Origin of the sequence: Sphingomonas sp. ABOLH (assembly GCF_003951715.1) — a bacterium.
Lineage (GTDB): Bacteria > Pseudomonadota > Alphaproteobacteria > Sphingomonadales > Sphingomonadaceae > Sphingomonas > Sphingomonas hankookensis_A.
In genome coordinates this window covers 1-24957 of record NZ_QQWV01000027.1, presented here as the reverse complement: position 1 = coordinate 24957, position 24957 = coordinate 1, and the positions used below count along the sequence as shown (strand labels likewise).

General features: G+C 67.7%; 19 protein-coding genes. 9 read left to right on the top strand and 10 right to left on the bottom strand.

What is annotated here, in order from left to right; genetic code table 11:
* Nucleotides 1–147 precede the first annotated feature (147 nt).
* On the bottom strand, nt 148–933 hold the full coding sequence (locus tag CA237_RS12870; RefSeq protein WP_126014308.1) for an SDR family NAD(P)-dependent oxidoreductase: 786 nt from the start codon (nt 931–933) through the stop codon (nt 148–150).
* A gap of 25 nt (nt 934–958) precedes the next feature.
* On the bottom strand, nt 959–1633 hold the full coding sequence (locus CA237_RS12865; RefSeq protein ID WP_126014306.1) for an HAD-IA family hydrolase: 675 nt from the start codon (nt 1631–1633) through the stop codon (nt 959–961).
* Between the two features lie 63 nt (nt 1634–1696).
* Between CA237_RS12865 and glmU the strand changes: the two genes are divergently transcribed.
* The 3 genes from glmU to CA237_RS12850 all read left to right on the top strand — a co-directional run bounded on the left by glmU (nt 1697) and on the right by CA237_RS12850 (nt 6409).
* A complete protein-coding gene (gene glmU, locus CA237_RS12860; RefSeq protein WP_126014304.1) occupies nt 1697–3055 on the top strand; it encodes a bifunctional UDP-N-acetylglucosamine diphosphorylase/glucosamine-1-phosphate N-acetyltransferase GlmU in 1359 nt (452 codons plus the stop codon).
* Between the two features lie 30 nt (nt 3056–3085).
* Nucleotides 3086–4909 (top strand): glutamine--fructose-6-phosphate transaminase (isomerizing), encoded by a 1824-nt coding sequence (glmS, locus tag CA237_RS12855; protein ID WP_126014302.1) that lies wholly within the window; start codon nt 3086–3088, stop codon nt 4907–4909.
* 231 nt (nt 4910–5140) lie between these two features.
* A complete protein-coding gene (locus CA237_RS12850) occupies nt 5141–6409 on the top strand; it encodes a sorbosone dehydrogenase family protein (RefSeq protein ID WP_126014300.1) in 1269 nt (422 codons plus the stop codon).
* A 62-nt stretch (nt 6410–6471) separates the two neighbouring features.
* On the opposite strand, the gene CA237_RS12845 is transcribed toward CA237_RS12850, so the two are convergent.
* Entirely contained in the window at nt 6472–7284 is an 813-nt protein-coding gene (locus tag CA237_RS12845; RefSeq protein ID WP_198158547.1) for an endonuclease/exonuclease/phosphatase family protein, read from the bottom strand.
* A complete protein-coding gene (locus tag CA237_RS12840; RefSeq protein WP_066690496.1) occupies nt 7281–8036 on the bottom strand; it encodes a DeoR/GlpR family DNA-binding transcription regulator in 756 nt (251 codons plus the stop codon). Before CA237_RS12840 ends, CA237_RS12845 begins: the two co-directional genes overlap by 4 nt.
* 214 nt (nt 8037–8250) lie before the next feature.
* Here CA237_RS12840 and CA237_RS12835 point away from each other — a divergent pair, with 214 nt between their 5' ends.
* The 3 genes from CA237_RS12835 (at nt 8251) to CA237_RS12825 (ending at nt 13027) form a co-directional block, all read left to right on the top strand.
* Nucleotides 8251–11061, top strand: coding sequence for a TonB-dependent receptor (locus tag CA237_RS12835; RefSeq protein WP_066690498.1), 2811 nt, complete (start codon nt 8251–8253; stop codon nt 11059–11061).
* A gap of 267 nt (nt 11062–11328) precedes the next feature.
* Entirely contained in the window at nt 11329–12489 is a 1161-nt protein-coding gene (locus tag CA237_RS12830) for a histidine-type phosphatase (protein WP_126014298.1), read from the top strand.
* A 13-nt stretch (nt 12490–12502) separates the two neighbouring features.
* On the top strand, nt 12503–13027 hold the full coding sequence (locus tag CA237_RS12825; protein ID WP_066690948.1) for a gamma carbonic anhydrase family protein: 525 nt from the start codon (nt 12503–12505) through the stop codon (nt 13025–13027).
* On the opposite strand, the gene CA237_RS12820 is transcribed toward CA237_RS12825, so the two are convergent.
* Entirely contained in the window at nt 13011–13559 is a 549-nt protein-coding gene (locus CA237_RS12820; protein ID WP_126014296.1) for a hypothetical protein, read from the bottom strand. The two genes, CA237_RS12825 and CA237_RS12820, sit on opposite strands and share 17 nt — an antisense overlap.
* Before the next feature lie 40 nt (nt 13560–13599).
* Complete coding sequence (locus CA237_RS12815) at nt 13600–15093, bottom strand: altronate dehydratase family protein (RefSeq protein WP_066690942.1); 1494 nt, start codon at nt 15091–15093, stop codon at nt 13600–13602.
* A gap of 64 nt (nt 15094–15157) precedes the next feature.
* Between CA237_RS12815 and uxaC the strand changes: the two genes are divergently transcribed.
* Entirely contained in the window at nt 15158–16567 is a 1410-nt protein-coding gene (gene uxaC / locus CA237_RS12810; protein WP_066690940.1) for a glucuronate isomerase, read from the top strand.
* Complete coding sequence (locus CA237_RS12805) at nt 16564–17979, top strand: mannitol dehydrogenase family protein (RefSeq protein ID WP_066690938.1); 1416 nt, start codon at nt 16564–16566, stop codon at nt 17977–17979. Before uxaC ends, CA237_RS12805 begins: the two co-directional genes overlap by 4 nt.
* A 244-nt stretch (nt 17980–18223) precedes the next feature.
* Here the strand turns inward: CA237_RS12805 and ogt are convergent, their stop codons facing one another.
* The gene (gene ogt / locus CA237_RS12800) at nt 18224–18739 is read right to left on the bottom strand and encodes a methylated-DNA--[protein]-cysteine S-methyltransferase (RefSeq protein WP_232307975.1); all 516 of its coding nucleotides are present in this window, start codon (nt 18737–18739) and stop codon (nt 18224–18226) included.
* Between the two features lie 113 nt (nt 18740–18852).
* On the opposite strand from ogt, the gene CA237_RS12795 reads away from it, so the two are divergent.
* Nucleotides 18853–19623, top strand: a complete 771-nt coding sequence (locus tag CA237_RS12795) for an Ada metal-binding domain-containing protein (RefSeq protein WP_066690935.1) — start codon at nt 18853–18855, stop codon at nt 19621–19623.
* A 304-nt stretch (nt 19624–19927) separates the two neighbouring features.
* Here the strand turns inward: CA237_RS12795 and CA237_RS12790 are convergent, their stop codons facing one another.
* Genes CA237_RS12790 through CA237_RS12780 form a run of 3 tightly spaced genes read right to left on the bottom strand, consistent with a single transcriptional unit; the run spans nt 19928 to nt 24359 of the window.
* A complete protein-coding gene (locus tag CA237_RS12790) occupies nt 19928–21913 on the bottom strand; it encodes a M3 family metallopeptidase (protein WP_332307333.1) in 1986 nt (661 codons plus the stop codon).
* 11 nt (nt 21914–21924) lie between these two features.
* Complete coding sequence (locus tag CA237_RS12785) at nt 21925–23277, bottom strand: L-serine ammonia-lyase (RefSeq protein WP_232307974.1); 1353 nt, start codon at nt 23275–23277, stop codon at nt 21925–21927.
* A complete protein-coding gene (locus CA237_RS12780) occupies nt 23274–24359 on the bottom strand; it encodes a PLP-dependent cysteine synthase family protein (RefSeq protein ID WP_066690951.1) in 1086 nt (361 codons plus the stop codon). Before CA237_RS12780 ends, CA237_RS12785 begins: the two co-directional genes overlap by 4 nt.
* Between the last annotated feature and the right edge of the window lie 598 nt (nt 24360–24957).

Genomic DNA, 24957 nt, shown 5'->3' with positions numbered 1-24957 from the left:
GCTCAAGCTCCTCCCCGGCACCGGGGGGGACCGTCCGCGCAGCGAATGGTGGAGGGGAGTGTCCGCATTCGGCACGGTTGCGTTGCGTCGAGACCCCCCTCTACCATGCTGCGCATGGTTCCCCTCCCCGCTGAGCGGGGAGGAGCTTCAGGCGTGATACCTGTCCGCCACCTTGTTCCGCGACGCATTGGGCGCGATCTTCGCTTCGGCCGCTTCCAGCGCTTCCCAATCCGCCACATCCGGCAGCGACGGGATGCACACCGCCTCGCCCAGCTCCAGCCCGCGCAGCGAGGCGACGACCAGATCGTCCGGCTCCATCACCCGCTCGGGCGGGAAATCGTCGATGCTCTTGCCCGCGACATGGTGGAAATCGGTCGCGGTGACGCCGGGGATCAGCAGCTGGATGCGAATGTTGCCGTCCTTCGCCTCCGCCTGCATCGTGCGGGTGTAATAGGCGACATAGGCCTTGGTGGCGCCATAGCCGGCATAGGCCGGCATCTTGGTGAACAGCGTGCCCGACCCGACATTGATGATCGTGCCCCGGCCCGAGCGCTTCATGCCGGCCATCGCCGCATCGGCCAGCCGGCTGAACGCGACGACGTTCAGCAACAGCATGTCGGTCATGTCGTCGCGGTCGCCTTCGCCGACCTTGCCCATCGCGGCGAAGCCGGCATTGTTGACGAACAGCGCGATCGGCTCACCGGCCTCCAGCCGTTCCTCGACCACATCGAGATCGTCCGGGTCGGCGAGGTCGGCAACGATCACCTCGATATCGATGCCGTGTTCGGTCGACAGCTGTTCGGCGAGGTCGCGCAGCCGGTCCTCGCGCCGTGCGACGATGACGAGGTCGTGGCCGGTGCGCGCGAGGTGATGCGCGAAGCTGAGGCCGATACCGGACGATGCGCCGGTGATGAGAGCGACGGGGCGGGTCATGGCAGTTCCTCGAAAGGGGAAGGGGTCAGGCGGCCAAACGCGCGAGCGTCGGGATCAGTTCGTCGAAATGATCGATCACCGCATCGGCCCTCAGCTCGGCGACCGGCTGCATCATGAAACCGAACGAGCAGGCGATGCTGGGGATGCCGGCATTCCTGGCGGCATCGATATCGAAATGCGAATCGCCGACGAACGCGGCGCACCCGCCGCCGCAGCGTTCGATCATCGCGTCGATCGGCGCGCGGTTGGGCTTGGACTTGCCCGGCCCCAGCGTATCGCCACCGATGACGCAACCGAAGCGGCGGGTGAGGTCGAGTTCGTCCAGCAACCGCAGCGCCAGCCCCTCCAGCTTGTTGGTGACGATCGCGACCTTGACCCCCATCGCGTCGAGCTGGTCGAGCGCCGCCATCGCGCCCGGAAAGGGTCGCGAATGGACGGCGATGTTCGCTTCGTAATAATCGAGCAGCAGCCGGTGGAGCCGGTTCAGTTCCGCCTCGTCGCAGCCGCCGGTCGCTTCCATCCCCTGCCGCAGCATGTGCCTGGCCCCGCCGCCGATCATCGGAATGACCTGTTCGCGCGTCAGCAGCGGCCGCCCGGCATCGGCCAAAGCATGATTCACCGCATCGGTCAGGTCGCCGCTGGTATCGATAAAGGTCCCGTCGAGGTCGAAGCCGACGATATCGAATGAAATTGTTGTCATCATCATCGGCATTGGCGCGCGCGATATGGAATTGGCAAGGGTCGTGTGCCACAGACGGCCCCCATGATCGCACAACCCATCGCTGCCGTGATCCTCGCCGCCGGGCAGGGCACCCGCATGAAGTCGTCGAAGCACAAGGTGCTGCACCCGCTCGCCGGACAGCCGATGCTGTTCCATCTGCTCGACAGCCTGTCCGCCGCGAACGTCACCCGCCGGGTGGTGATCGTCGGTGCGGTCGGCGAACAGGTCGAGAAGGCGGTCGCCGGCCGAGGTGTCGAGATCGCGTGGCAGCGCGAACAGCTGGGCACCGCGCATGCCGCGTTGCAGGCGAAGGAAACGCTCGCCGGCCACGACGGCATCGTGCTGGTCTGTTTCGGCGATACTCCGTTGCTGTCGGCCGATACCGTCGCCCGGCTGACCGCGCGGCTGGATCAGGACGATCGCCCGGCGGTCGCGGTGCTCGGCTTCCGCCCGGCTGACGCGGCGGCTTATGGCCGGATCGTCGCCGACGATGCCGGCAACATCGCCAAGATGGTCGAATATAAGGACGCCTCGGCAGAAGAGCGCGCGGTCGACCTCTGTAACAGCGGCGTGACCGCGGTGCGCTCGGCCGATCTGTGGGCGCTGCTCGAACGGGTCGGCAACGACAATGCGGCGGGCGAATATTACCTCCCCGACATCGTCATGCTCGCCATCGCCGACGGACGCGGCGCGGTGGTGATCGAGACGGCAGCGGACGAAGTGGCCGGCATCAACAGCCGCGCCGAACTGGCGGCGGTCGAAGGTGCGTGGCAGGCCAAGCGCCGCGCCCGCGCCATGGCTGATGGCGTGACGCTGATCGCGCCCGAAACCGTGTTCTTCGCGCACGATACGCAGCTCGGCCGCGACGTGACGATCGAACCCAATGTCGTGTTCGGCCCCGGCGTGACCGTCGCCGATAACGTGACGATCCACGCCTTCAGCCATCTGGAAGGCGCGACCGTCGCGACCGAGGCGGATGTCGGCCCCTATGCGCGGCTGCGCCCCGGCGCGGTGCTGGGCGAGGGGAGCCGCGTCGGCAATTTCGTCGAGGTCAAGAACACGACGTTGGGGGTGGGGGCCAAGGCCAACCACCTGACCTATCTCGGCGATGCCAGCGTCGGCGCGAACGTCAATATCGGCGCGGGCACGATCACCTGCAATTATGACGGTTATTTCAAATACCGCACCGAGATCGGCGAAGGCGCGTTCATCGGGTCGAACAGCGCGCTGGTCGCGCCGGTCAGGATCGGCGACGGCGCACTGGTCGCCGCCGGATCGGTCGTGACTCGCGATGTCGAGGCCGACGCGCTGGCGCTGGTCCGCGCCGAACGCGCCGACCATCCCGGCTGGGCCAAGCGGTTCCGCCACAAGCAGGCCGCCCTGAAAGCCGCCAAGAAATAACCAAGCGGGCATCCCGCCGGAGACAAGACTATGTGTGGAATTGTTGGCATCATCGGCACTGAAAGCGTCGCCGACCGCTTGCTCGATGGCCTGAAGCGCCTCGAATATCGCGGCTATGACTCGGCGGGCATCGCCACGGTCGAGGGGCAGTCGATCGAGCGTCGCCGTGCGTCGGGCAAGCTCAAGAACCTTGCCGCCGAACTGGCCGAGCATCCGCTGCCCGGCAATATCGGCATCGCCCATACCCGCTGGGCGACGCATGGCGGCCCGACCACCGACAACGCCCACCCGCACGCGACCGACGAGGTCGCGGTGGTCCACAACGGCATCATCGAGAATTTCAAGCCGCTGCGCGAGGAACTGACCGCGCGCGGCCGGGTGTTCACCAGCGAGACCGATACCGAGGTCGTCGCCCATCTGGTCAGCGAACAGGTCGAGGCCGGGCTGTCGCCACAGGACGCGGTGAAGGCGATCCTGCCGCGCCTGCACGGTGCCTTCGCGCTGGCGATCCTGTTCCGCAAGCATGACGACCTGCTGATCGGGGCGCGGCTGGGCTCGCCGCTCGTCGTCGGCTATGGCGAGGGCGAGGTGTATCTCGGCTCCGACGCGCTGGCGCTCGCCCCGCTGACGCAGCGCATCGCCTATCTGGAGGAGGGCGACTGGGTCGTCTGCCGCCGCGACGGCACCGATATCTTCGACCGCGACAATAACCCCGTCGACCGCCCGGTCACTTTGTCCGGCGTCACCGGCGCGTTGATCGACAAGGGCAATCACCGCCACTTCATGCAGAAGGAGATCTACGAACAGCCGATCGTCGTCGCCCAGACGCTGCGCGGCTATCTCCAGCGCTTCGAAGGGCGCGTGTCGCTGCCGATCCCCGAATTCGACCTGTCGGGCATCAAGCGCGTCACCATCGTCGCGTGCGGCACCAGCTTCTATGCCGGCATGGTAGCCAAATACTGGTTCGAACAATTCGCGCGCGTGCCGGTCGACTTGGATGTCGCCAGCGAGTTCCGCTACCGCGCGCCGGTGATGGAGGAGGGCGGCCTCGCCCTGTTCATCAGCCAGTCGGGCGAGACCGCCGACACGCTGGCAGCACTTCGCCATGCCAAGAGCGAGGGACAGACCATCGCCGTCGTCGTCAACGTGCCGACCAGCACCATGGCGCGCGAGGCCGACCTGCTGCTCCCCACCCATGCCGGCCCGGAAATCGGCGTCGCCTCGACCAAGGCGTTCACCTGCCAGCTCGCGGTCCTGGCAGCACTCGCCGCGAACCTCGCCAAGGCGAAGGGACGCTTGAGCGAGGCCGAGGAACGCAGCATCGTCCGCCACCTTGCCGAAGCGCCCGCGTCGATCAACGGTGCGCTCGCCTATGACGAGGCGATCGAGGGGATGGCCGGCGTCATCGCCGCTGCGCGCGACGTGCTGTATCTGGGGCGCGGCACCGATTATCCGCTGGCGCTGGAAGGGGCGCTGAAGCTCAAGGAAATCAGCTATATCCATGCCGAGGGCTATGCCGCCGGCGAGATGAAGCATGGTCCGATCGCGCTGATCGACGAGTCCGTGCCGGTCATCGTCATCGCACCGTCGGGCCCGCTGTTCGACAAGACCGTCAGCAACATGCAGGAAGTGCAGGCGCGCGGCGGCAAGGTCGTGCTGATCTCCGACTATGACGGTATCCAGGCGGCGGGCGACGGCGCGGTGGCGACGATCACCATGCCCAAGGTCCACCCGCTGATCGCGCCGATCGTCTATGCAGTGCCGGTGCAGCTGCTGGCGTACCATGTCGCGGTGGCCAAGGGGACGGACGTCGACCAGCCGCGTAACCTGGCGAAGTCGGTGACAGTGGAATAACCCATATTCTCCCCGGCTCGGGGAGGGGGACCAGCGAAGCTGGTGGAGGGGGGCGTCGACATACGGCACGGCTGCGTTGCGCGGCCAAGCCCCTCCACCATCGTCTTCGGCGACGGTCCCCCCCCGTGCCGGGGAGGATCATATCCGTACCGATCCCGTATCATTTCATTGCTGACGGAGCCGCGCGGCGCGCGCCCGGTTCACGCCCCCATGGCAACATGGGGACTCGCAATGAACCTTCGCACGCTGGGCGCGACGACGCTTGCCCTGTTCTCGACCGCCGCCTTCGCGCAGGCGCCGCAGAAATCGATTCCAGGCTACACCGAAACCGCGCCGCCCTATGCGACCGAATCGGTGGTCAACCATCCGGTCACCATCGGCTGGCCCGAAGGCCGCGCTCCCACCGCGCCGCGGGGCTGGGAGGTCGTGAAGTTCGCCGGCGGGCTCGACTATCCTCGCCAGGCGCTGCTGCTGCCCAATGGCGACATGCTGGTGTCCGAAGCGCGCACCCTGCCCAAGCTCGATGCCGATCCGGAGGTCGCGCGCGGACAGGCGCTGTCGAAGACCACCGGCTACAGCGCCAACCGCATCACCCTGCTGCGCGACGCGAACCGCGACGGGATCGCCGAACAGCGCTTCGTGCTGCGCGAGAATCTGAACCAGCCGTTCGGGATGCAGTACGCCAATGGCCGGCTGTATGTCGCCAATACCGATGCGGTGGTCAGCTTCCCCTATCAGCCGGGCCAGACCAGCATCACCGCGGCGCCGCGTACCCATGCGACCCTGCCCGCCGGTGGCTATAACAACCACTGGACCCGCAACCTGCTGCTCAGCCCCGACGGGCGTACGCTGTTCGTGTCGGTCGGGTCGGCGTCGAATGTCGGCGAATATGGCATGGAAGAGGAAAAGCGCCGCGCCGCGATCCTCGCCATCGACCTGACCACCGGGCGCGAGCGGACCTATGCGTCGGGGCTGCGCAATCCGGTCGGCATGGACTTCGTGCCGGGCACCAACACCCTGTGGACCGCGGTCAACGAGCGCGACGAGATCGGCGACGACATCGCCCCCGACTATCTGGTCGGGGTGCGCGAAGGCGGTTTCTACGGCTGGCCGTACAGCTATTTCGGCAAGCAGGACCCGCGCCACGCCAACGAGAAGCGCGAACTGCTCGCCACCACGCTGCTGCCCGACGTCGCGGTCGGCGCGCATGCGGCGGCGCTCGGCATCGCCTTTGCCAAGCAGGGCACGCCGACCGCGTTCGTCGCGCGGCACGGATCGTGGAACCGGTCGAGCTTCAGCGGCTATGACGTGCTCGCCGTGCCCTTTGCCGAGGGTCGTCCGACCGGCGAGCCGCAGCCGTTCCTGACCGGATTCGTGGCGGATGCGAAGAAGGGCACCGTCTATGGCCTCCCGGTCAGCATCCAGACGCGGGCCGACGGCGCGATCTTCGTGGTCGACGATGCCGGCGATACGGTGTGGCTGGTGCGGCGGCGGGGGTGATCCCGCCCGTCACCCCGGATCAAGTCCGGGGTGACAATTTGAGCAGGGCAAATGTCCGCCCCTCAGTGCAGATCCACCACCACCGGGAAATGATCGGACGGGTAGCGCGGGCCGCGATGGTCGGTCGCTACCCGCGCCGATACCGGCCGCAACCCGCGCACGAACACATAATCGATCCGCCGGTCCGGCGTGCCGGTGAAGTCGTGGAACGTCAGCACCGGCCCGGACCGCTTCGGCGCCTGCTGCCACGCATCGGTCAGCGCGCCGGTGAACACCCGATAGGCCGCGCTGTCGGGCTGCGCGTTCAGGTCGCCGGTCACCACCACCGGCAACCGCCCGGCGATGCCCCGCATCCGGCCGAGCAGCACCTCTGCCGCCCTCGTCCGCGCCACCGCATCGACGTCGCGATGCGGGAAATGGGTGTCGAACAGCACAAAGCGTTGGCCGTCCGCCCGCCGGAACTCGCCCCAACTGACCATGCGCGGCAGATCGATGCCCCAGCTCGCACTCCCCACCCGGTCGGGGGTCGCGGACAGCCAGAAATCGCCGTGCCGCACCAGCCGCAGCCGGTCGGTGCGATAGAGGATGCCCATATGCTCGTCGGCATGGCCCCCATGCCGGTCGCGCCCGAACCAGCGCCAGTGCGGCAGGGCAGCGACGATCGCGTCGCCCTGTCGCCGGTACAATTCCTGCGTGCCGATCACGTCCGGATCTGCGCTACGGATCGTGTCGATCAGGATCGGTGCGCGCGCCTCCCACCGGTTCGCGCCGTCGTCCGGGTTGGGATAGCGCACGTTGAAGCTCATCACGCGCAGGTCGCGCGCATCGGCAGGCAGGACGACGATCGCCAGCGCCAGCGCCAGCCAGCGGATCATGCGACGATCCATTCGACGCCGGCACTCACCCCGGCATAGGCGTCGTCCATCTCCCGATCGGAGACGATTCGGTCGACCTCCGCGAACGACGCCACCGCGACCACGCTCGCCCGGTCGAATTTCGATGCGTCGACCGCCATCGTCACCCGCCGCGACTGGGCAATCATCTGGCGGCACACTTCGCCCTCGCCGATGTGATAATCGGTGAAGCCGGCCGCGACATCGACCGATTCGGTCGACACGATCGCCATGGCCGGCCGGAACTGTGCCAGATAGGCCCGTGCAGTAGCGTCGAAAAATGCGCGATAGCGTTCGTCCAGCTCGCCCCCGGCGAGATACAGCCGGTTGCCATAGCGCCCGCCCAATTCCGCCGCGACGCCCAGCGCGTTGGTGACGATGGTCAGGTCGCGCTTCCCCTTCAAAGCCTGCGCGACATGGAAGGCGGTCGAACTGGCATCGAGATAGAGCGAGTCGCCATCGGCCACCGTCTGTGCGACGGCGGCGGCGATGCGCTGCTTCGCGCCGGCATTGCGATGCAGCCGCGCCTCGAACGGCCCTTCCTCGACCGATTTCGCCAGCCGCGCGCCGCCATGGATGCGCTCGACCAGCCCGTCCGCCTCCAGCAGCCGCAGCTCGCGGCGCACCGTCTCGTCCGACACGGTCAGCGTATCGGCCAGCATGTGAATGCCCAGTGGCTCCCCCTGCGCGAGCAGGTCGAGGATCTCCTGGCGGCGGTCGCGGCGCTTCATCATGGGCGCACACCATATCGCCGACAGGTCGCGAGACAAGCGATCCATGCGGATATCAACAGGATTCCATCAAATTTTGTGAACTGGATCGCTCATATTGGCGGATTCATGGATATGAACGGCAAGTGTCATAAAATATACACAGCAGCCGCCTAGGGGCGCGGGCCAACGGGGAACAACCCCGCATCATCCAGAACACGTCCCAGGGGGAATATCCATGTCGTCGATCCCGACGCTGCCGGCACGCCGGCGGCGCGCCCATGCGCTCGTCCTGTCCAGCGGCATCGCCGCGCTGACGCTGGGCGCGCTGCTGCCCGCCGCCGCCCTTGCGCAGGACGCGACCGCGCTGCCCGCGACGGAAGAACCGCAGCAGACCGCCAGCGAATCGCTGACCGACGACATCGTCGTCAACGGCCGTCGGCAGCGCACCGCGCTGAACGAGGAACAGCAGGCGATCGCCACGATCGACATCGTTACTACCGGCGACGTGGCGATCCATTCGCAGACCAGCATCGCCGACCTCGCCAAGATGCTGCCCGGCGTTTCGGTCAGCCGCGACCAGGGCCGCAACCAGAGCGCGACCGGCGAAGCGCAGTTCGTGACGATCCGCGGTTTCGACACCAGCTACAACGCCTATACCCTCGACGGCCTGCGCCTGCCGCAGACCTCGGGCAACAACCGCGCGATCTCGCTCAACCTCTTCTCACCCTTCGCGATCGGCGGCATCGTCACCGACAAGACGCCGGGCGCCGCCAAGGATGCCGACAGCATCGCCGGCATCGTCGACCTGCGCACTCCGACCGCGTTCGACTTCAACCAGAGCTTCACCCGCGCCCGCGTGCTGGGGCAGGTCGCCGGCCTCGCGCTCGACCGCGAACAGGAAGCGTTCGGCGGGGCGATCGGCCTCGACGCCGCGCGCCGCTTCGGCAGCGACCACCAGTTCGGCGGGTACCTCGCGGGCTATTATGAAGAGCGCGGCAACGCGGCCGAATCGACCGCGGTGCAGAGCGATTACCAGACGACGCAGTTCGACGTCGGCACCGCGCGCGACAATCCCAACGCGCTGTCGGGCAACGGCGTGCAGTGGAATTTCTACAACAACAAGATCAAGCGGTACGGCGCGACCGGCGCGTTCGATTTCCGCAGCGACGCGATCGACCTGTTCGCCCGCGTAAACTACGCCACATATCTCAACACCAACACGATGAACCAGACGGGTCTGCGCAACGAGACGACCAGCGGCCAGTCGAGCGGCAATCCGCTGCGCACGCGCCGCGACGGCAGCACCACCCGCGCCTATAACGCGGCGGGCGTCTACACCCCGCAGGGCGTGAACCCGGCCAGCTATTTCCGTACCGAGGATATCGAACAGGAACTGTTCTCGGCCCAGCTGGGCGCGAAGGCGCATTGGAATGGCTTCACCGCCGCGCTGGAAGGCGCCTATGCCGATGGCCGCTTCGACCAGCCGACCCGGATCGAGGCGGCGTTCCGCGGCATCGCCTATAACGGCACTGCGACCAACACCGGTGCCGCGACCGAAGGCGTCGTCGTCGACCTGTCCAACCCGAAATCGCCGCGCCCGGTGCTGTCGGCCGGGGCGACCGCCTTCGTCTCCTCGCTCGACCGTCCGACCCAGCTCTATGTCCAGCGCGGCTATGACTATCTCAGCGAAACCAAGAAGACGCTGAAGGGCAGCATCGGCTGGACCAACGACGACTTCCTGTCGGTCGAGGTCGGCGGACTGTATGAGGACGCGGACCGCGACGGCCGCAGCCTTGCCCCCGACAATACCCGCTATCGCTTCCTCACGCCGCTGCAGAACGGCACGGTGCAGGGGCCGTCGATCAACCAGTATCTGGGCTATGTCCTGAAGGACTTCCTCGATTATTATCCGGCACGCCCGCTCAAGGTGCTGTCGCGGGCGCAGCTCGATGCGCAGGTGCGCGGGTTCGTCGATCCGATGGTCATCGCGCAGGCGACGATCAACCAGGGGCTGCTCGACGGCAGCGAACGGCGCAAGGCGCTGTACGGCACCGCCACGCTGACCTTCGGCAATCTCGAAGTGATGCCGGGCATCCGGTACGAGGATAACAGCTTCACCGCGCGCTATTATCTGAGCGACAGCGACGGCGCGCGCTTCGTCAATGCCGGTCGCGATTACGACCATGTCGACCCGAGCGTGCTGGCGGCGTGGAAGCCGAACGGCAACCTGACCGTCCGCGCCTCGGCCCGTTCGAGCTATGCCCGCCCGGCGTTCGACCTGCTGGCCGGCCCGACCCGGATCACCCGCGACGCGGCACGGGGCAACGCGATCACCGCGATCAGCCAGCCCAACCCGGACCTGAAGCCGGTGCAGGCATGGAGCTATGACGCGGGCGTCGATGTCCAGATGGGCGTCGGCCGCTACGTCCAGCTTGCCGCCTATTACAAAGACCTGTCGAACTTCGTCGTCACCACCGCGACCCGGACCGCGGGCGAGACGATCGACGGCATCACCTATACCCGCCCGATCAACGGCGGCGGCGGCACGGCGAAGGGCGTCGAGGCATCGGGCCGCTTCACCGTCGGCGACATGGTCGACAGCGCGTTCCTCGGCAATTTCGGCGTGGGCGGCAACATCACCTACCAGAAGACCGAGGCGAACTACGTCATCCCGCTGAACGGCGTGCGCACCACCCGCACCAGCACGCTGCCGCAGGCACCGGACCTGATCTATAATGCGGAGGTCTTCTATGCCGGCGGCGGGTTCCGCACGAACCTGTGGTACAACTATACCGGCAAGTTCCTGGCGGCGGTGCAGGACAGCCAGCCGGACATCTATGTCCAGCCGGTCGGCGAGCTGAACTTCGGTGCCGCGTACGAAGTCACCGACAATCTCGAAATCGGCGTGTCGGCGCGCAACCTGCTCGACCAGCACACCTATTGGGCGACCGTGGGGAAGACGGAGAAATATATCTCCAACGACCGCAACGGCGGCTATCTGAAGACCGGCCGGGTGTTCCAGTTCAGCCTGACGATGAAGATGTGAGGGGGTGGGCGGCGTCAGCGTCGCCGCCCGCGTCCGTATGCCGCGTCGTGACGCCTACCCCTGACGTCACCCCGGGCTTGACCCGGGGTCCCGCTTCTTCTTCCGCCGTTGCGCAACAGCGAGACCCCGGATCAAGTCCGGGGTGACGAAGAAGTAAACGACCGTACCCCCGCGCAGGCGGGGGTCCAGAGCCAAGAGCGATCCCGTTTGTCGCTCTGGACCCCCGCCTGCGCGGGGTACGGCCCTTTACGAAGACAAGGACGAATCATGCGCCTCCTGCTCCTCGCCGCAACCCTGCTGACCCCGCTACCCGCCGCAGCGCAGGACCGGGTGGAGCGCGTCGTGATGCTGATGCGCCACGGCGTGCGCGCGCCGATCACCGGGGAGGCGCCGCTCGACACGAAGGTCGCCGGACAGTGGCCGACATGGCCGGTCGCCCCCGAATTCCTCACCCCCCACGGTGCTCGGGCAATCGCCCAACTCGCCCGCCACGACCGCCGCTGGCTGAATGGCGCCGGCTGCCCCGCGCCCGGCACCGTCCGCATCCACACCAACACGCCCGAGCGCACCATCGCCACCGGCCGCGCCTATGCCGACGCGCTCGCTCCCGGCTGCAACCTGACTGTCGAGCATAACCCGGAGGGCAAGACCGACCCGCTGTTCGAACCGCTGCGCGCCGGCGCGACCGCGTTCGACGCGACGAAGGCCGTCGCGGCGATCACCGCCTATACCGGCGGGGTGAACGCGCTGACCGCCCGCCATGCCGCCACGATCCGCGAACTCGACCGCGTGCTCGGCTGCGGCCTGCCCGCGGGCTGTTCGACGCCGGGCCTGGCGACGCTGAAACCCTCCGCCGATGGACGCGGCGTCGACTTTACCGGGCCGATCCGCGCGACGTCGGGCACCGCGCAGGTGATCCTGCTGCAATATGCCGAGGGGATGCCGATGCGCGACGTCGGCTTCGGCCGCGCCGATGCCGCGACGATCCGCCGGCTGGGCGCGCTCCACGCCGCGCTGTTCGACGTCTTCACCCGCTCACCCTATATGACCGCGCATCAGACCGGGCCGGTCGGCGACCATATGCTGCGGACGCTCACCGCCGCGAATGGTCCGCGCCTCGAAGTGCTGGTCGGCCACGACACCAACGTCACCGCGCTGGCGGCGGCACTCGGCGTCGATCTCGACGCGCCCGGTTTCGCGCGGAACGATGCGGCCCCCGGCGGCGCACTCGTGCTGACCCGCAGGTGGGACGCGCGGGGACCGTATGTCACCGTCTCCTACCGGGTGCAGCCGCTCGACGCGATCCGTAAGGGGACTGCGAAGGTGATCGATCGCCCGATCTCCATCCCCGGCTGTGCGAAGCGCTGCCCGCTCGACCGGTTCGACAAATTGTTGCGCGCGAAACTCGCCCCCGTCGTCGCGGGATGATAGCCTCCGCGCCATGCCGATCTACGCCCTCGCCGACGCCACTCCCGACCTTGCCTCCGACAGCTGGGTCGCGCCGTCCGCCGACCTGATCGGCGCGGTGCGGCTGGGGGCGGGGGCCAGCATCTGGTTCGGCGCCGTGGTCCGCGCCGACAATGGCGCGATCGTCATCGGCGCGCGCAGCAACGTGCAGGACGGCGCAGTCCTCCACAGCGACCCCGGCGCGCCGCTGACGCTGGGCGAAGACTGCACCATCGGCCACCGCGCGGTGCTCCACGGCTGCACCATCGGCGACCGCGTGCTGATCGGCATGGGAGCAACGGTGCTGAACCACGCGGTGATCGGCGAGGATTGCGTGGTCGGGGCAGGGGCGCTGGTGACCGAGGGCAAGAGTTTTCCGCCCAAGAGCTTGATCGTCGGCGCCCCGGCACGCGCGGTCAAGACGCTGACCGACGAGCAACTCGCCGGGTTGCGGATGTCGGCGGCGGTGTATGTTGGGAAGGCGAAGCGGTATCGCGACGGACTTACTGCACTTGGTTGATCGTTCGCCGGTCTGACGTCGGTTCGGACGTTGCCGGTCGGTCCTGCCGGTCGATGAACAACACCCGGTCCACAACGATGGCATGTCGAGCCAGCCCGAAATGGCCGTAATTGCCGGGAATGACGGTCCTGCGACCGATGAAATCGATCCGGTACAATCCCTCTGCCGCTTGCTTCACGCGCGGATCAATGGGGTCCTTGAACTCGATCCAAGTATAGACCGGCTGCGGATCGGCATCCGGTTCGATCTGGCATCGCGTCGCTGGCGTCTCGCAGAACACGTGGCTTTCAAACGAATTGCGCCACAGTCCCTGCCAGCGTCGGGGCAAGGACGTCTTGTAACACTCGTCGGTATCCTGAGGCATCGCGCCAATGCCGCCAAATTGCATCTTATTGCGGCATTCTGGGGTCATGCCCGGTAGTGCAGCATCGAAAAAATTCATTTCGGCGTCGGAATAGCGCTTCGCTGGTGGGTCACAGCCGGCCAGAAACAGGACCGGCAGCGCGATCAGGGGCAGGCAGCGGCGCGACATGGCGCAATAGTGGGCCAGCGATGCTGGGCGGGCAAGCCGCCTACAGCGTAACCCCCGACTTCCAAATCCCAATCGCGCGTTCCTCGTTTGCCTCGTTCCGCGCCGGCTCGCCCGACGCCACCGCCACGATCCGCGCCAGCAACGCATCCGCCGCCGCATCCTGCCCTTCGTCCAGCGCGATGCTGGCGTCGAAATCGATCCACCCCCCCTTGCGCGTCGCCAGATCACGATTGGTCGCGATCTTCATCGTCGGCACCGGCGACCCCAGCGGCGTGCCCCGCCCGGTCGAAAACAGCGTGATCGTCGCCCCCGCCGCCGCCAGCGCGGTCGTCGACACCGCATCGTTGCCCGGCCCATCGACCACCGACAGCCCGGCCTTCCGCACCGGCTCGCCATAGTCGAGCACGTCGGTGACGGTCGCCACGCCGCCCTTCTGTACCGCGCCCAGCGACTTTTCCTCCAGCGTGGTGATCCCGCCCGCGATATTGCCGGGGCTGGGATTCTCCGACACCGGCTCGCCATGGTCGAGGAAATAGCGCTTGAACCGGTTGGTCACCTCGACCAGCCGGTCGAACACGGCTTCATCGGCACAGCGCGCCATCAGCAGCCGTTCCGCCCCGAAAATCTCGGGGATTTCGGTCATCAGCACCGTGCCGCCCGCCGCCGCCACCCGGTCGGTCATCCGCCCGATTAGCGGGTTGGCGGTCAGCCCCGACATCGAATCGGACCCGCCGCACTTCACGCCCAGCCGCAGCGCCGACAGCGGCACCGGCACCCGCTTCGCCGTCGCCGCTTCGGCCAGTTCGTCGACCGCCGCCATCGCTTCGGCAAACTCGTCGGCGCTCGCCTGCGCCCGCACCGTCCGCACCCGCGCCAGTACATCGGCGGGCAGTCGCGCGAGCATCGCATCCAGCTGGTTCGATTCACACCCGAGGCCGAGCAGCACCACGCCCCCGGCATTGGGATTGCACGCCAGCGCCGCGAGGATCGCGCCCGTCCGGTTCAGGTCGTCGCCCAGCTGCGAACAGCCGAACGGATGGTTGAACGCATGCACCCCGTCGACCCGCCCGGTATGGCGCGGCCCCGCCAAGCCTGCGATCCGCTCGCCCAGCCGCCCGACACAGCCGACCGTCGGCAGCACCCAGATTTCGTTGCGCGTACCCACGCTGCCATCGGCACGGACATAGCCGGCAAAGCCCGGCTCCGCGCGACGTTCGGCCTGGGGCGGCAGGGCAGGGACGTAGCGATAGGCATCCTCGCCCGACAGCGCCGTCCGGACATTGTGGACATGGACATGCTCGCCCGCCGCAATGTCCCGCGTCGCCACCCCGAACGCCGCGCGATAGCGCCGCACCGGAGCGCCCGCAGCCACCGCCCGCACCGCGATCTTGTGCCCCTGGGCAATGTCCTCCCGCGCCACCACGGTCGCATCGTCGAACCGCACCGCGCCCCCCGCCGCCACCGGATCGAGCAGCAGGGCGACGTCGTCGTCGCGATCGACCCGGACGGCGCGGGCAGGATTTGGGTCAGCCATTGCGGCTAAATAGACCGTTGCCAGCGCTGGCACAATGTCGCATCGAAGGCGCAAGGAGACTGAAATGCCCGCGCTGCTGCTGAACCCCGACCGCCTGTTCCCGGCCGATCCGACGACGCGCGGCATCGTCCGCAGCCTCTATGCCGCCGTCCGCGACCTGCCGATCGTCAGCCCGCACGGCCATACCGACCCGGCCTGGTTCGCGACGAACCGCCCATGGACCAACGCGACCGAGCTGCTGCTGTCGCCCGACCATTATCTGTTCCGCATGCTCTACAGCCAGGGGATCGCGCTCGACGACCTCGCCGTCCCGCGTCGCGACGGGACGATCGTCGCCGATCCGCGCAAGGCATGGCGGGTGTTCGCCGCCCACCAGCATCTGTTCCGCGGCACCCCGTCGCGGCTGTGGCTCGACCATGTGTTCGGCGCGGTCTTCGGGTTCACCGAAGCACTGACCGCCGCCAATGCCGACGACTATTACGACCGGATCGGCGAACTGCTCGCGACCGACGCCTATCGCCCGCGCGCGCTGTTCGACCGGTTCGGCATCGAACTGATCGCGACGACGGAAGGCGCCGACGACCCGCTCGACCATCACCGCGCGATACGGGAAAGCGGCTGGGGCGGGCGGGTCGTCACCGCCTATCGCCCCGATGCGGTGATCGACTGCGAACACGAAGCCTTTCGCGGAGCGCTCGCCACATTCGCCGAACTGACGGGGGAGGACGTCCATAACTGGACCGGCTATCTGAACGCCCACCGCAAACGGCGGCAGGACTTCATCGCCGCCGGCGCCACCTCGACCGACCATGGCCATCCGACCGCGCGTACCGCCAACCTCTCGCCCGCCGAGGCCGAAGCCCTGTTCGCCAAGGTCGTCGCAGGCGCGGCGGATGCGACCGATGCCGAACTGTTCCGCGCGCAGATGCTGACCGAAATGGCGCGCATGTCGATCGATGACGGGCTGGTGATGCAGCTTCACCCCGGATCGTTCCGCAACCACAATCGCGGCCTGTTCGACGCCTATGGTCGCGACAAGGGCGCCGACATCCCGACCCGCACCGATTATGTCGCGGCGTTGAAGCCGATGCTCGACGTCGTCGGCACCTCGACCGAACTGACCGTCATCCTCTTCACGCTCGATGAATCGACCTATGCCCGCGAACTGGCGCCGCTGGCGGGCCATTATCCCTGCCTGAAGCTCGGCCCGGCATGGTGGTTCCACGATTCGCCGGAGGGGATGCGCCGCTTCCGCGAGATGACGACCGAGACGGCCGGCTTCTACAACACCGTCGGGTTCAACGACGATACCCGCGCCTTCCTGTCGATCCCGGCGCGCCACGACGTCGCCCGCCGCGTCGATTGCGCCTTCCTCGCCCGACTGGTGGCCGAACATCGGCTGGACGAGGAGGATGCGCACGCCGTCGCCCACGACCTGGCCTATGGCCTCGTCAAGCAGGCGTACAAGCTGTGAGGCTGTCCGACGCGACGCTTGGCCATCTGCCGGCCGCCATAGCCCGCCCCGATTACGACCGGAGCGCGCTGACGCCGGGCATCGTCCATATCGGCCCCGGCGCGTTCCATCGCGCGCATCAGGCGGCCTATGTGGACAGCATCTTGCGGCGGGACCCGCGCTGGGCGATCAGCGCGGTCGCGCTCAACTCGACCGGGGTCGCCGATGCGCTGGCGCCGCAGGACGGCCTCTATACGCTGGCGTTGCTAGGCGCGGAGACGCGGCACCGCGTCATCGGCTCGATCACCGAATTGTTGACGGCGCAGCGCCGCGACGCGATCCTGTCGCGCATCGCCGCGGCGTCCACGCGGATGGTGACGACCACCGTGACGGAGAAGGGCTATCACCTCGACTGCAGCGGCGCCCTCGACATGGAGCATCCCGCCATCGTCCGCGAACTAACCGGCGCGGAGCCGTCGACCCTGTCCGGCTGGCTGGTCGCCGGCTTGGCGGCGCGCCGGGCGGCGGGCGGCGGCGCGATCACGCTGCTGTCGTGCGACAATCTCGCGGACAACGGCCATCGCTTCCGCCGCTCGGTCCGCGATCTCGCCGCCGCGCGCGATCCCGATCTGGCGAGGTGGATCGACGACAACGTCCGCTTCCCCTCGACCATGGTCGATTCGATCACGCCTGCCACCGACGACGCCCTCAGGGCATCGGTCCTTGCCGCCACCGGGCTGGAGGATGCATGGCCGATCCAGCGCGAAGGCTTTGCGCAATGGGTGATCGAGGACGATTTCGCCGGCGACCGCCCGCCCTTCGATCTTGCCGGCGCAAAATTCACCCGCGATGTGCGCGGGTTCGAAAACGCCAAGCTCCGCCTGCTGAACGGCGCGCATTCGTCGCTCGCCTATCTCGGCATCCTGTTGGGCCTGACGACGGTGCGCGACGCGATGGCCTGCGCCCCGCTCGCGGCGTTCGCCGAACGGCTGATGCGGCAGGATATCGCGCCGTCGATCACGCCGCCTGCCGAAATGGACCTGTCGGCCTATATCGATGCGGTGTTGGCGCGCTTCGCCAACCCGGCGATCGCGCACCAGCTGGCGCAGATCGCGTGGGACGGATCGCAAAAGCTGCCCTATCGGCTATGCGACACGATCCGCGACGCGCGGGCGGCCGGGCGTTCGGTCGAGCGGCTGGCGGTGCCGATCGCCGCATGGTTCCGCTTCCTCGAACGACGCAAGGCCAGCGGCGAAAAACTCGTCGACCCCCGCGCCGATGCGCTGCTGGCGCGGGCAGGGGAGCCAGCGGCGTTGCTGACAATGCGCGATGTTATTGGCGACCTGGGCGAGGACGCGGAGTTCGTCGCGGCGGTCGAGAGGGCCTATGCCTTGTTGGCACCGGGTGGAGATGTGAGCGCGGCGTTGGTCTAAAGAAGATTGGTTCACGCGAAGGGCGCGAAGAAGGGAAGGTAGATTGTCGCGCAGAGGCGCAGAGGGCGCGGAGAGGTTGTGCTTGATGCAGCCTCATCCGCGCCAGCGGCTTCATTTCCCGTTGCAAAGGGCGCTACGGTCTTCCGGTCGCGCACCGACCGCGCGGGACGCAACCCCTCTGCGTCCTCTGCGCCTCTGCGCGAAACATCACTCTTCCCTTCCTCGCGCCTCCGCGTGAACCCAATTAAACCAACCCGACCCCCTCATGCGCCAGCAACCACCGCTTGCGCTCCAGCCCGCCGCCATAGCCGGTCAGCGCCCCCGACCGACCGATGATCCGGTGGCACGGCACGACGATCGCGATCGGGTTCGATCCGTTGGCGAGGCCCACGGCCCGCACCGCGCCCGGCCGATCGATCGCGGCGGCGATGTCGGCATAGGCGACCGTCCTTCCCGCCTCGACAGAGCGCAGCGCAGCCCACACCGAACGCTGGAACGCGGTTCCCCCGGTCGCGGTCGGCAGCCCGTCGATCGCCGTTACGTCGCCCGCGAAATAGGCGGTCATCGCCCGCATCGCGTCGCTGGTCCGTGTCGCCGGCACGACCTGCCAGCCGCCCGGCCCGTAGTGCAGCCGCAACAGCCGCTCCATCCGCGCACCGAAATCCTCGAATTCCAGCACGCGCAGCACCCCGTCGCCATCGGTCAGGATGGTGATCGTCCCCACCGGGCTGGGGAGCAGTTCCTGATACAGCATCATCATGCCTGGCAATCTGGCTGCGCACCGGATCGACTGCCAGCGGAAAACGGACATGACGCCACGCCCATGTCCGATTTTCGCTAGTCGCAAGCCGTGCCGTCGATAAGGTCACACCCATGCTCGACCCCGACCAATGCTATGCCGCGATCCAGCGGCGCGACCCGGCGATGGACGGGCTGTTCTTCACTGCGGTGCACACCACCCGCATTTATTGCCGCCCGGTCTGTCCGGCGCGCACGCCCGACCGCGCCAACGTCACCTTCCACGCCAGCGCGGCGGCGGCGCAGGCGGCGGGCTATCGCCCCTGCCTGCGCTGTCGCCCCGAAACCGCACCCGACAGCCCGGCCTGGGCCGGCACGCTCGCTTCGATCCACCGCGCGCTGCGCCTGATCGACGACGGGGCACTGGCGGAGGGCGGCGTCGCGATGCTTGCCGAGCGGCTGGGGATGACCGACCGCCATCTGCGCCGGCTGTTCGTCGAACATCTGGGTCTCACCCCGCTCGCGATCGAGGCGACGCGGCGGCTGCACCTCGCCAAGCATCTCGTCCACGATACCCGCCTGCCGCTGACCGACATCGCCTTCGCCGCCGGCTATGGCAGCGTGCGCCGCTTCAACGAGGCGTTCCAGTCCGCCTTCGGCCGCGCTCCCTCAGCCCTGCGGCGCGAAGGCGCGCTACCCGATCCCGCCGCGCCGATCACGGTCACCATCGCCCATCGCCCGGATTTCAACCCCGGCGGCCCCGTGGAGATCGCCCTGCCCGAGGGCCACGCAGAGGTCACGCCGGCCGGTGACCGCACCCTGCGCATCACCCTGACCGACGTGCCGCTCCCCGCGCTGGGCCGTGCCATCGCCGCCGCGAAACGCGCGGTGTTCGCGGGCGGGTGAAACGCCTTTCCTACACGGTGACGGGCGGTCAGGATGGCGACCGCTCTTTCCCATCGTGATCGCTCGCTACCGCAAAGCCCGGCAGAATGCGTAACCCCGGACTTGATCCGGGGTCCCGCTTCTCCGCCTGTCGCAAAACCACGCCGAACGCGACATCGTGCAAACTTCCGCCGGCAAAGGTGACACTGCGCCACCTTCGGTCACCGAAAAAAAAGCAGGCTAAATCAACTCACTATGACTTGGCGGTCAATGCCGACAGGCTCGCGCAAACATTCGAATCCCGCAACCTTCGTCAACTTCCGCCTCACACCAGCCCATGCCGCGCCAGCATCGCCGCCGGATCGGGATCGCGCCCCCGGAACGCGCGGAACAGCTCGATCGCCGGCCGCACCGCCCCTTGGCTCAGCACCGTCTCGCGCAGCCGGTCGCCGGTCGCCCGGTCCACGGTCCCCGCCTCGACGAACGCGGCAAAGCCGTCCGCCGCCAGCAACTCCGCCCAAAGGTAGCTGTAATAGCCCGCCGCATAGCCCCCGGCGAAGATGTGGGCGAAGCTGTTGGGGAAACGGTGCCATGCCGGCGGCCGCACCACCGCCACTTCGTCGCGCACCGCCTCGATCACCGCCATCGGGTCGTCGCCCTGGGTGCCCAGATGCAGCAACAGGTCGAACATCGCGAACTCGATCTGCCGGACCAGGAACATGCCCGACTGGAACCGCCGCGCCGCCAGCATCCGCTCGAACAGGTCGCGCGGCAACGGCTCGCCCGTCTCGACATGGTCCGACATGGCGGCCAGCACGGAGGGCTCCCATGCGAAGTCCTCCATCAACTGGCTCGGCAGCTCCACCGCATCCCATTCGAACCCGGTCGTGCCGGCAATGTCCGGGCGCGGCACACGGGTGAACAGGTGGTGCAGGCAATGCCCCGTCTCGTGCAGCAACGTCGTCACGTCGTCATGGCTCAGCAGCGGCGTGGCCCCGCCGGTCGGCGCGAAGTTGCAGACCATGTACGCGACCGGCAGGCTGGCATCGGTCAGATAGGGGCGGGCAGGGGCCATCCACGCGCCGCCCTTCTTGCCCGGTCGCGCATGCAGGTCGAGGTACAGCCCGGCGAACACGCCGCCCTCGTCCGCCACGTCGTAATAGCGCGCATCGGGGTGGTAGGTCGTGACGTCGGGCCGCGCGGTCAGCGTCAGCCCGAACAGCTGCCCCAGCAACGCGCGCCATCCGGCCAGCACCCGGTCGACCGGGAAATACTGCTTCACCACCGACTGGTCGATCGCATGGGCATGCCGCTTCAACCGGTCGCCGACAAAGCCGATATCCCAGGGTTGCAGGTCGTCGATCCCCAGATGCTCGGCGGCAAAGGCACGCAGTTCGGCAATCTCCGCCTCGGCATGCGGCCGTGCCCGCTGCGCCAGGTCGCGAAGGAACGCCAGCACCTCGCCCACGTCCGGCGCCATCTTGGTGCTGAGCGACCGGGCTACGGAATCGGGAAAGCCCAGCAGCCGCGCCGCTTCGTGGCGCAGCTCGAGGATGCGGCGGATGCGCGGACCATTGTCGAACTTGCCCGCATCGGGCCCCTGATCCGACGCCCGCGTGCCATAGGCGCGATAGACCTCGGCGCGTAGGCTCCGATCCTCGGCAAAGGTCAGCACCGCGACGACGCTCGGCTGTTGTAGTGTGACCACCCATCCGGTCAGCCCGCGTGCTTCGGCGGCGGCGGCCATCATCGCCCGGTCCGCCTCCGACAGCCCGGCCAGCCGCGCCTCTTCGGTCACGTGCAGCGTCCACGCATCGGTCGCGTCCAGCACCGCGCTGGCGAATGCGGTCTGCAACGCCGACAGCTCGGTCGCGACTTCCTTGAACCGCTCGCGCGCGGTGTCGTCCAGCGCGACCCCGGCCAGCGTCCGGTCGCGGATCGACCGTTCGACCGCGACCCGGTCGGCGTCGTCCAGCTGGGCGAAGTCCGGCGTCACCGCCAGCGACCGCAGCGTGTCGAACATCGCGCGGTCCTGCTGCGCGGCGATGCCCCGCTCGGTCAGCACCGCCTGTCCCGCCGCATGCGCCGCGCGCAGCTCCGGCGTGTCGGCGACCGCATGCAGGTGCCACACGCTCGACCAGAAATTGTCGAGCGCCACATCGGCCTGCTCAACCGGCAACCAGGTGGCGGCAAAGCTCGGCTCGGCGGCCTTGGCGGCGTCGGCCGCTGCATCGCGCTCGGCCAGCAGGGCGTCGAGCGTCGGGACGATCGTGTCGGGCGTGATCGCGGCGAAATCGGGCAGTGCAGACAATCCGGGTTCCTTCAGCATTCGACGACGTTGACCGCCAGGCCGCCCTGGCTGGTTTCCTTATACTGGCTTTTCATGTCCTCACCCGTCTGGCGCATCGTTTCGATGACCTGATCGAGGCTGACGATGTGGCGGCCGTCGCCGTGCAGCGCCAGATAGGCGGCGTTGATCGCCTTGATCGCGCCCATCGTGTTGCGCTCGATACAGGGGATCTGCACCAGCCCGCCGATCGGGTCGCAGGTGAGGCCGAGATTGTGCTCCATGCCGATCTCGGCGGCATTCTCCACCTGCGCCGGCGTCGCGCCCAGCGCTGCGGCAAGCCCTGCGGCCGCCATCGAACAGGCGACGCCGACCTCGCCCTGGCACCCCATCTCGGCCGCCGAGATCGACGCGTTCTGCTTGTAGAGAAAGCCGATGGCAGCAGCGGTCATCAGCAGTGCCTGCGCGCCCGCACGCGTCGATCCATGGACGAAGGTCTCGTAATATTTGAGCACCGCCGGGATTACCCCCGCCGCGCCGTTGGTCGGGGCGGTGACCACGCGCCCGCCCGCTGCATTCTCCTCGTTCACCGCCAGCGCCCACAGGCTGACCCATTCGAACACGACGCTGGGATCGGTACGCGGGCCACGCTCCAGCAGCTTTTCGCGGATCGCCCGCGCGCGGCGCTGGACCTTCAACCCGCCGGGCAGTTCGCCGCTGCCGGCGCAGCCCCGGTCGATCGACCCCAGCATCGCCGCGCGCACCGCGTCGAGGAACTCCAGCGTCTCTGCCTCCGGCCGCCAAGCGCTTTCGTTCGCCGCGACGATCTCGGCGATCGACTGGCGGGTGTCGGCGCATAGCGCGAGCAGGTCGTTGCCGGTCGCAAAGGCGTGCGGAAGCGTCAGGTTGATCCGCGGCGGCGCCTCGCCCTCGCCCCGGATCGCGCCGCCGCCGACCGAATAGTAACGGCGGGTGATCCGGCTGCCATCGGTGAGCACTGCGGTGCACGCCATGGCGTTGGGATGGCCGGGCAGGAAACCGGGGTGGAACACGATGTCGCGCTCGGGATCGAACGGGAGCGGGGTCTTGCCAGCAAGAATGAGGCGGTGGTTGGCGCGTATCTCTGCGACGATTCCTGCCACCGCGTCCGGATCGACACCCTCCGGTGTTGCGCCCGACAGCCCCAGCAGCACTGCGATGTCGGTCGCATGGCCCCGCCCGGTCAGCGACAGCGATCCGTACAGGTCGCAATAGACGCGCTCCGGCACGATCGCGTCCTCGGCCAGCATCGTCGCAAAGGCATGGGCCGCGCGCATCGGCCCGACTGTGTGCGAACTCGACGGGCCGATGCCGATGGTGAAGAGGTCGGTGATGCTGAGCGGGATCAAGCCGCCGCTCCCAGGAACGCCGTATAGCGCGCCGCCGCCGGTCGCCAGTCCAGCCCCCGCGCCGCCAGCCAGTCGTCATCGAAATAGGTGTCGCTGTAGCGCAGCCCCGAATCGCACAGGATGGTGACGACCGATCCTTCGGCCCCGACGGCCGCCATCTCGGCGATCAGCGCAGCGCAGGCGACGATGTTGGTCCCCGTCGATCCGCCGACGGGGCGGCCAAGCCGCTGGCTGAGTGCACGCATCGCGCCGATACTGTCGGCGTCGTCCACCGCAATCATCCGATCGATGACGCTGGGCACGAAGGACGGCTCGACCCGCGGCCGGCCGATCCCCTCGATCCCCGAACAATCGCCCTCGACAGTAGTAATCGACGGATCGGCGAAGTGGCGATGGAAGACCGAGCCTTGCGGATCGGCCACGCACAGCCGTGTACTGTGCCGTCCATAGCGGATGAAGCGGCCCAGCGTCGCCGAGGTGCCCCCGGTGCCCGCACCGCACACGATCCAGCTCGGCTCCGGATGATCCTCCTTCGCCAACTGGGCGAAGATCGATTCGGCGATGTTGTTGTTGCCGCGCCAGTCGGTCGCACGCTCGGCATAGGTGAACTGGTCGAGATAATGGCCGCCATGCGCATCGGCCAGGTCCTGCGCAGCGGCATAGACCTCGCGCGGATCATCCACGAAATGCACCTCACCGCCCTGAAAGCGGATCGCGGCGATCTTGGCGCTGGCGATGCTGCGCGGCACGACCGCCACGAACCGCAGCCCGAGCAGGCGCGCGAAATAGGCTTCGGACACCGCCGTCGATCCGCTCGTCGCCTCCACCAGCACGGTATCGCGCCCGATCCAGCCATTGCACAGGCCGTAGAGGATCAGCGACCGCGCGAGCCGATGCTTCAGGCTCCCCGACGGGTGCACCGATTCGTCCTTCAGGTAGAGGGTGATCCCTGGCGTCGCCGGCAGTTCGACCCGGATCAGATGCGTATCCGCCGAGCGACAAAAGTCCGCCTCCAGTCGCCGGATCGCCTCGCGGGTCCAATGGCGGTCTTCGGAGCGTGCAGCGGCGGGGGCGGGGGACACGATCAAATCCTCTCATGCAGGCGCACGTTCGTCGCGCGCGGGTGCATCCTTATGGCGCGGCGACAGGCGAGGGGGAAGGTATCGTTCGAAACGACTTGCCGGAGGCCGCCGGACAGCCGCCAGCGATCGAAAACGACATGGAACCGAAAAAACTGCAAAAACGTTGTTGACGCCTTCCGAAGCCGCCCATATAAGCAGCTTCACCGGACGACGAGACGCTCTTCGCTTCTCCCGCCGGTCGCCTCGCTGGCCTTCGGGTCGCTTCGCAGAAGCGGATAGCGAGTTTGCTCTTTTCTAGCCGGGACGCGGTGCCGATCAATTGATTGGCGCCTCTGTTCCGGTCCTCCTATCGCCGGTTCGCTGGCGCTTCAACCGAAAGGTTTGAGGCAGGAATGTTCTTTGACATTGTTGATGTAGATGAAGGGACATGTGGGCGGCGGCTTGCGGTCATGGGCATTCAAGGTGCGTTGTGATCGTTTAAAGTTTAAGCTGGCTCGTATGTCTCGTTACAACCACCAAGATTGTAATGTGCAGAGCCGGCTCCTTGAAGTGAGCTGAGTGTGTTGGGTTATTCCACCTGGCATATTTGGAACATCAA

Excerpts from the sequence above, each read along its gene's own strand:
- CA237_RS12870 (WP_126014308.1), bottom strand. The coding sequence starts at position 933 with ATGACCCGCCCCGTCGCTCTCATCACCGGCGCATCGTCCGGTATCGGC.
- CA237_RS12865 (WP_126014306.1), bottom strand. The coding sequence starts at position 1,633 with ATGACAACAATTTCATTCGATATCGTCGGCTTCGACCTCGACGGGACC.
- glmU (WP_126014304.1), top strand. The coding sequence starts at position 1,697 with ATGATCGCACAACCCATCGCTGCCGTGATCCTCGCCGCCGGGCAGGGC.
- glmS (WP_126014302.1), top strand. The coding sequence starts at position 3,086 with ATGTGTGGAATTGTTGGCATCATCGGCACTGAAAGCGTCGCCGACCGC.
- CA237_RS12850 (WP_126014300.1), top strand. The coding sequence starts at position 5,141 with ATGAACCTTCGCACGCTGGGCGCGACGACGCTTGCCCTGTTCTCGACC.
- CA237_RS12845 (WP_198158547.1), bottom strand. The coding sequence starts at position 7,284 with ATGATCCGCTGGCTGGCGCTGGCGCTGGCGATCGTCGTCCTGCCTGCC.
- CA237_RS12840 (WP_066690496.1), bottom strand. The coding sequence starts at position 8,036 with ATGATGAAGCGCCGCGACCGCCGCCAGGAGATCCTCGACCTGCTCGCG.
- CA237_RS12835 (WP_066690498.1), top strand. The coding sequence starts at position 8,251 with ATGTCGTCGATCCCGACGCTGCCGGCACGCCGGCGGCGCGCCCATGCG.
- CA237_RS12830 (WP_126014298.1), top strand. The coding sequence starts at position 11,329 with ATGCGCCTCCTGCTCCTCGCCGCAACCCTGCTGACCCCGCTACCCGCC.
- CA237_RS12825 (WP_066690948.1), top strand. The coding sequence starts at position 12,503 with ATGCCGATCTACGCCCTCGCCGACGCCACTCCCGACCTTGCCTCCGAC.
- CA237_RS12820 (WP_126014296.1), bottom strand. The coding sequence starts at position 13,559 with ATGTCGCGCCGCTGCCTGCCCCTGATCGCGCTGCCGGTCCTGTTTCTG.
- CA237_RS12815 (WP_066690942.1), bottom strand. The coding sequence starts at position 15,093 with ATGGCTGACCCAAATCCTGCCCGCGCCGTCCGGGTCGATCGCGACGAC.
- uxaC (WP_066690940.1), top strand. The coding sequence starts at position 15,158 with ATGCCCGCGCTGCTGCTGAACCCCGACCGCCTGTTCCCGGCCGATCCG.
- ogt (WP_232307975.1), bottom strand. The coding sequence starts at position 18,739 with ATGATGATGCTGTATCAGGAACTGCTCCCCAGCCCGGTGGGGACGATC.
- CA237_RS12795 (WP_066690935.1), top strand. The coding sequence starts at position 18,853 with ATGCTCGACCCCGACCAATGCTATGCCGCGATCCAGCGGCGCGACCCG.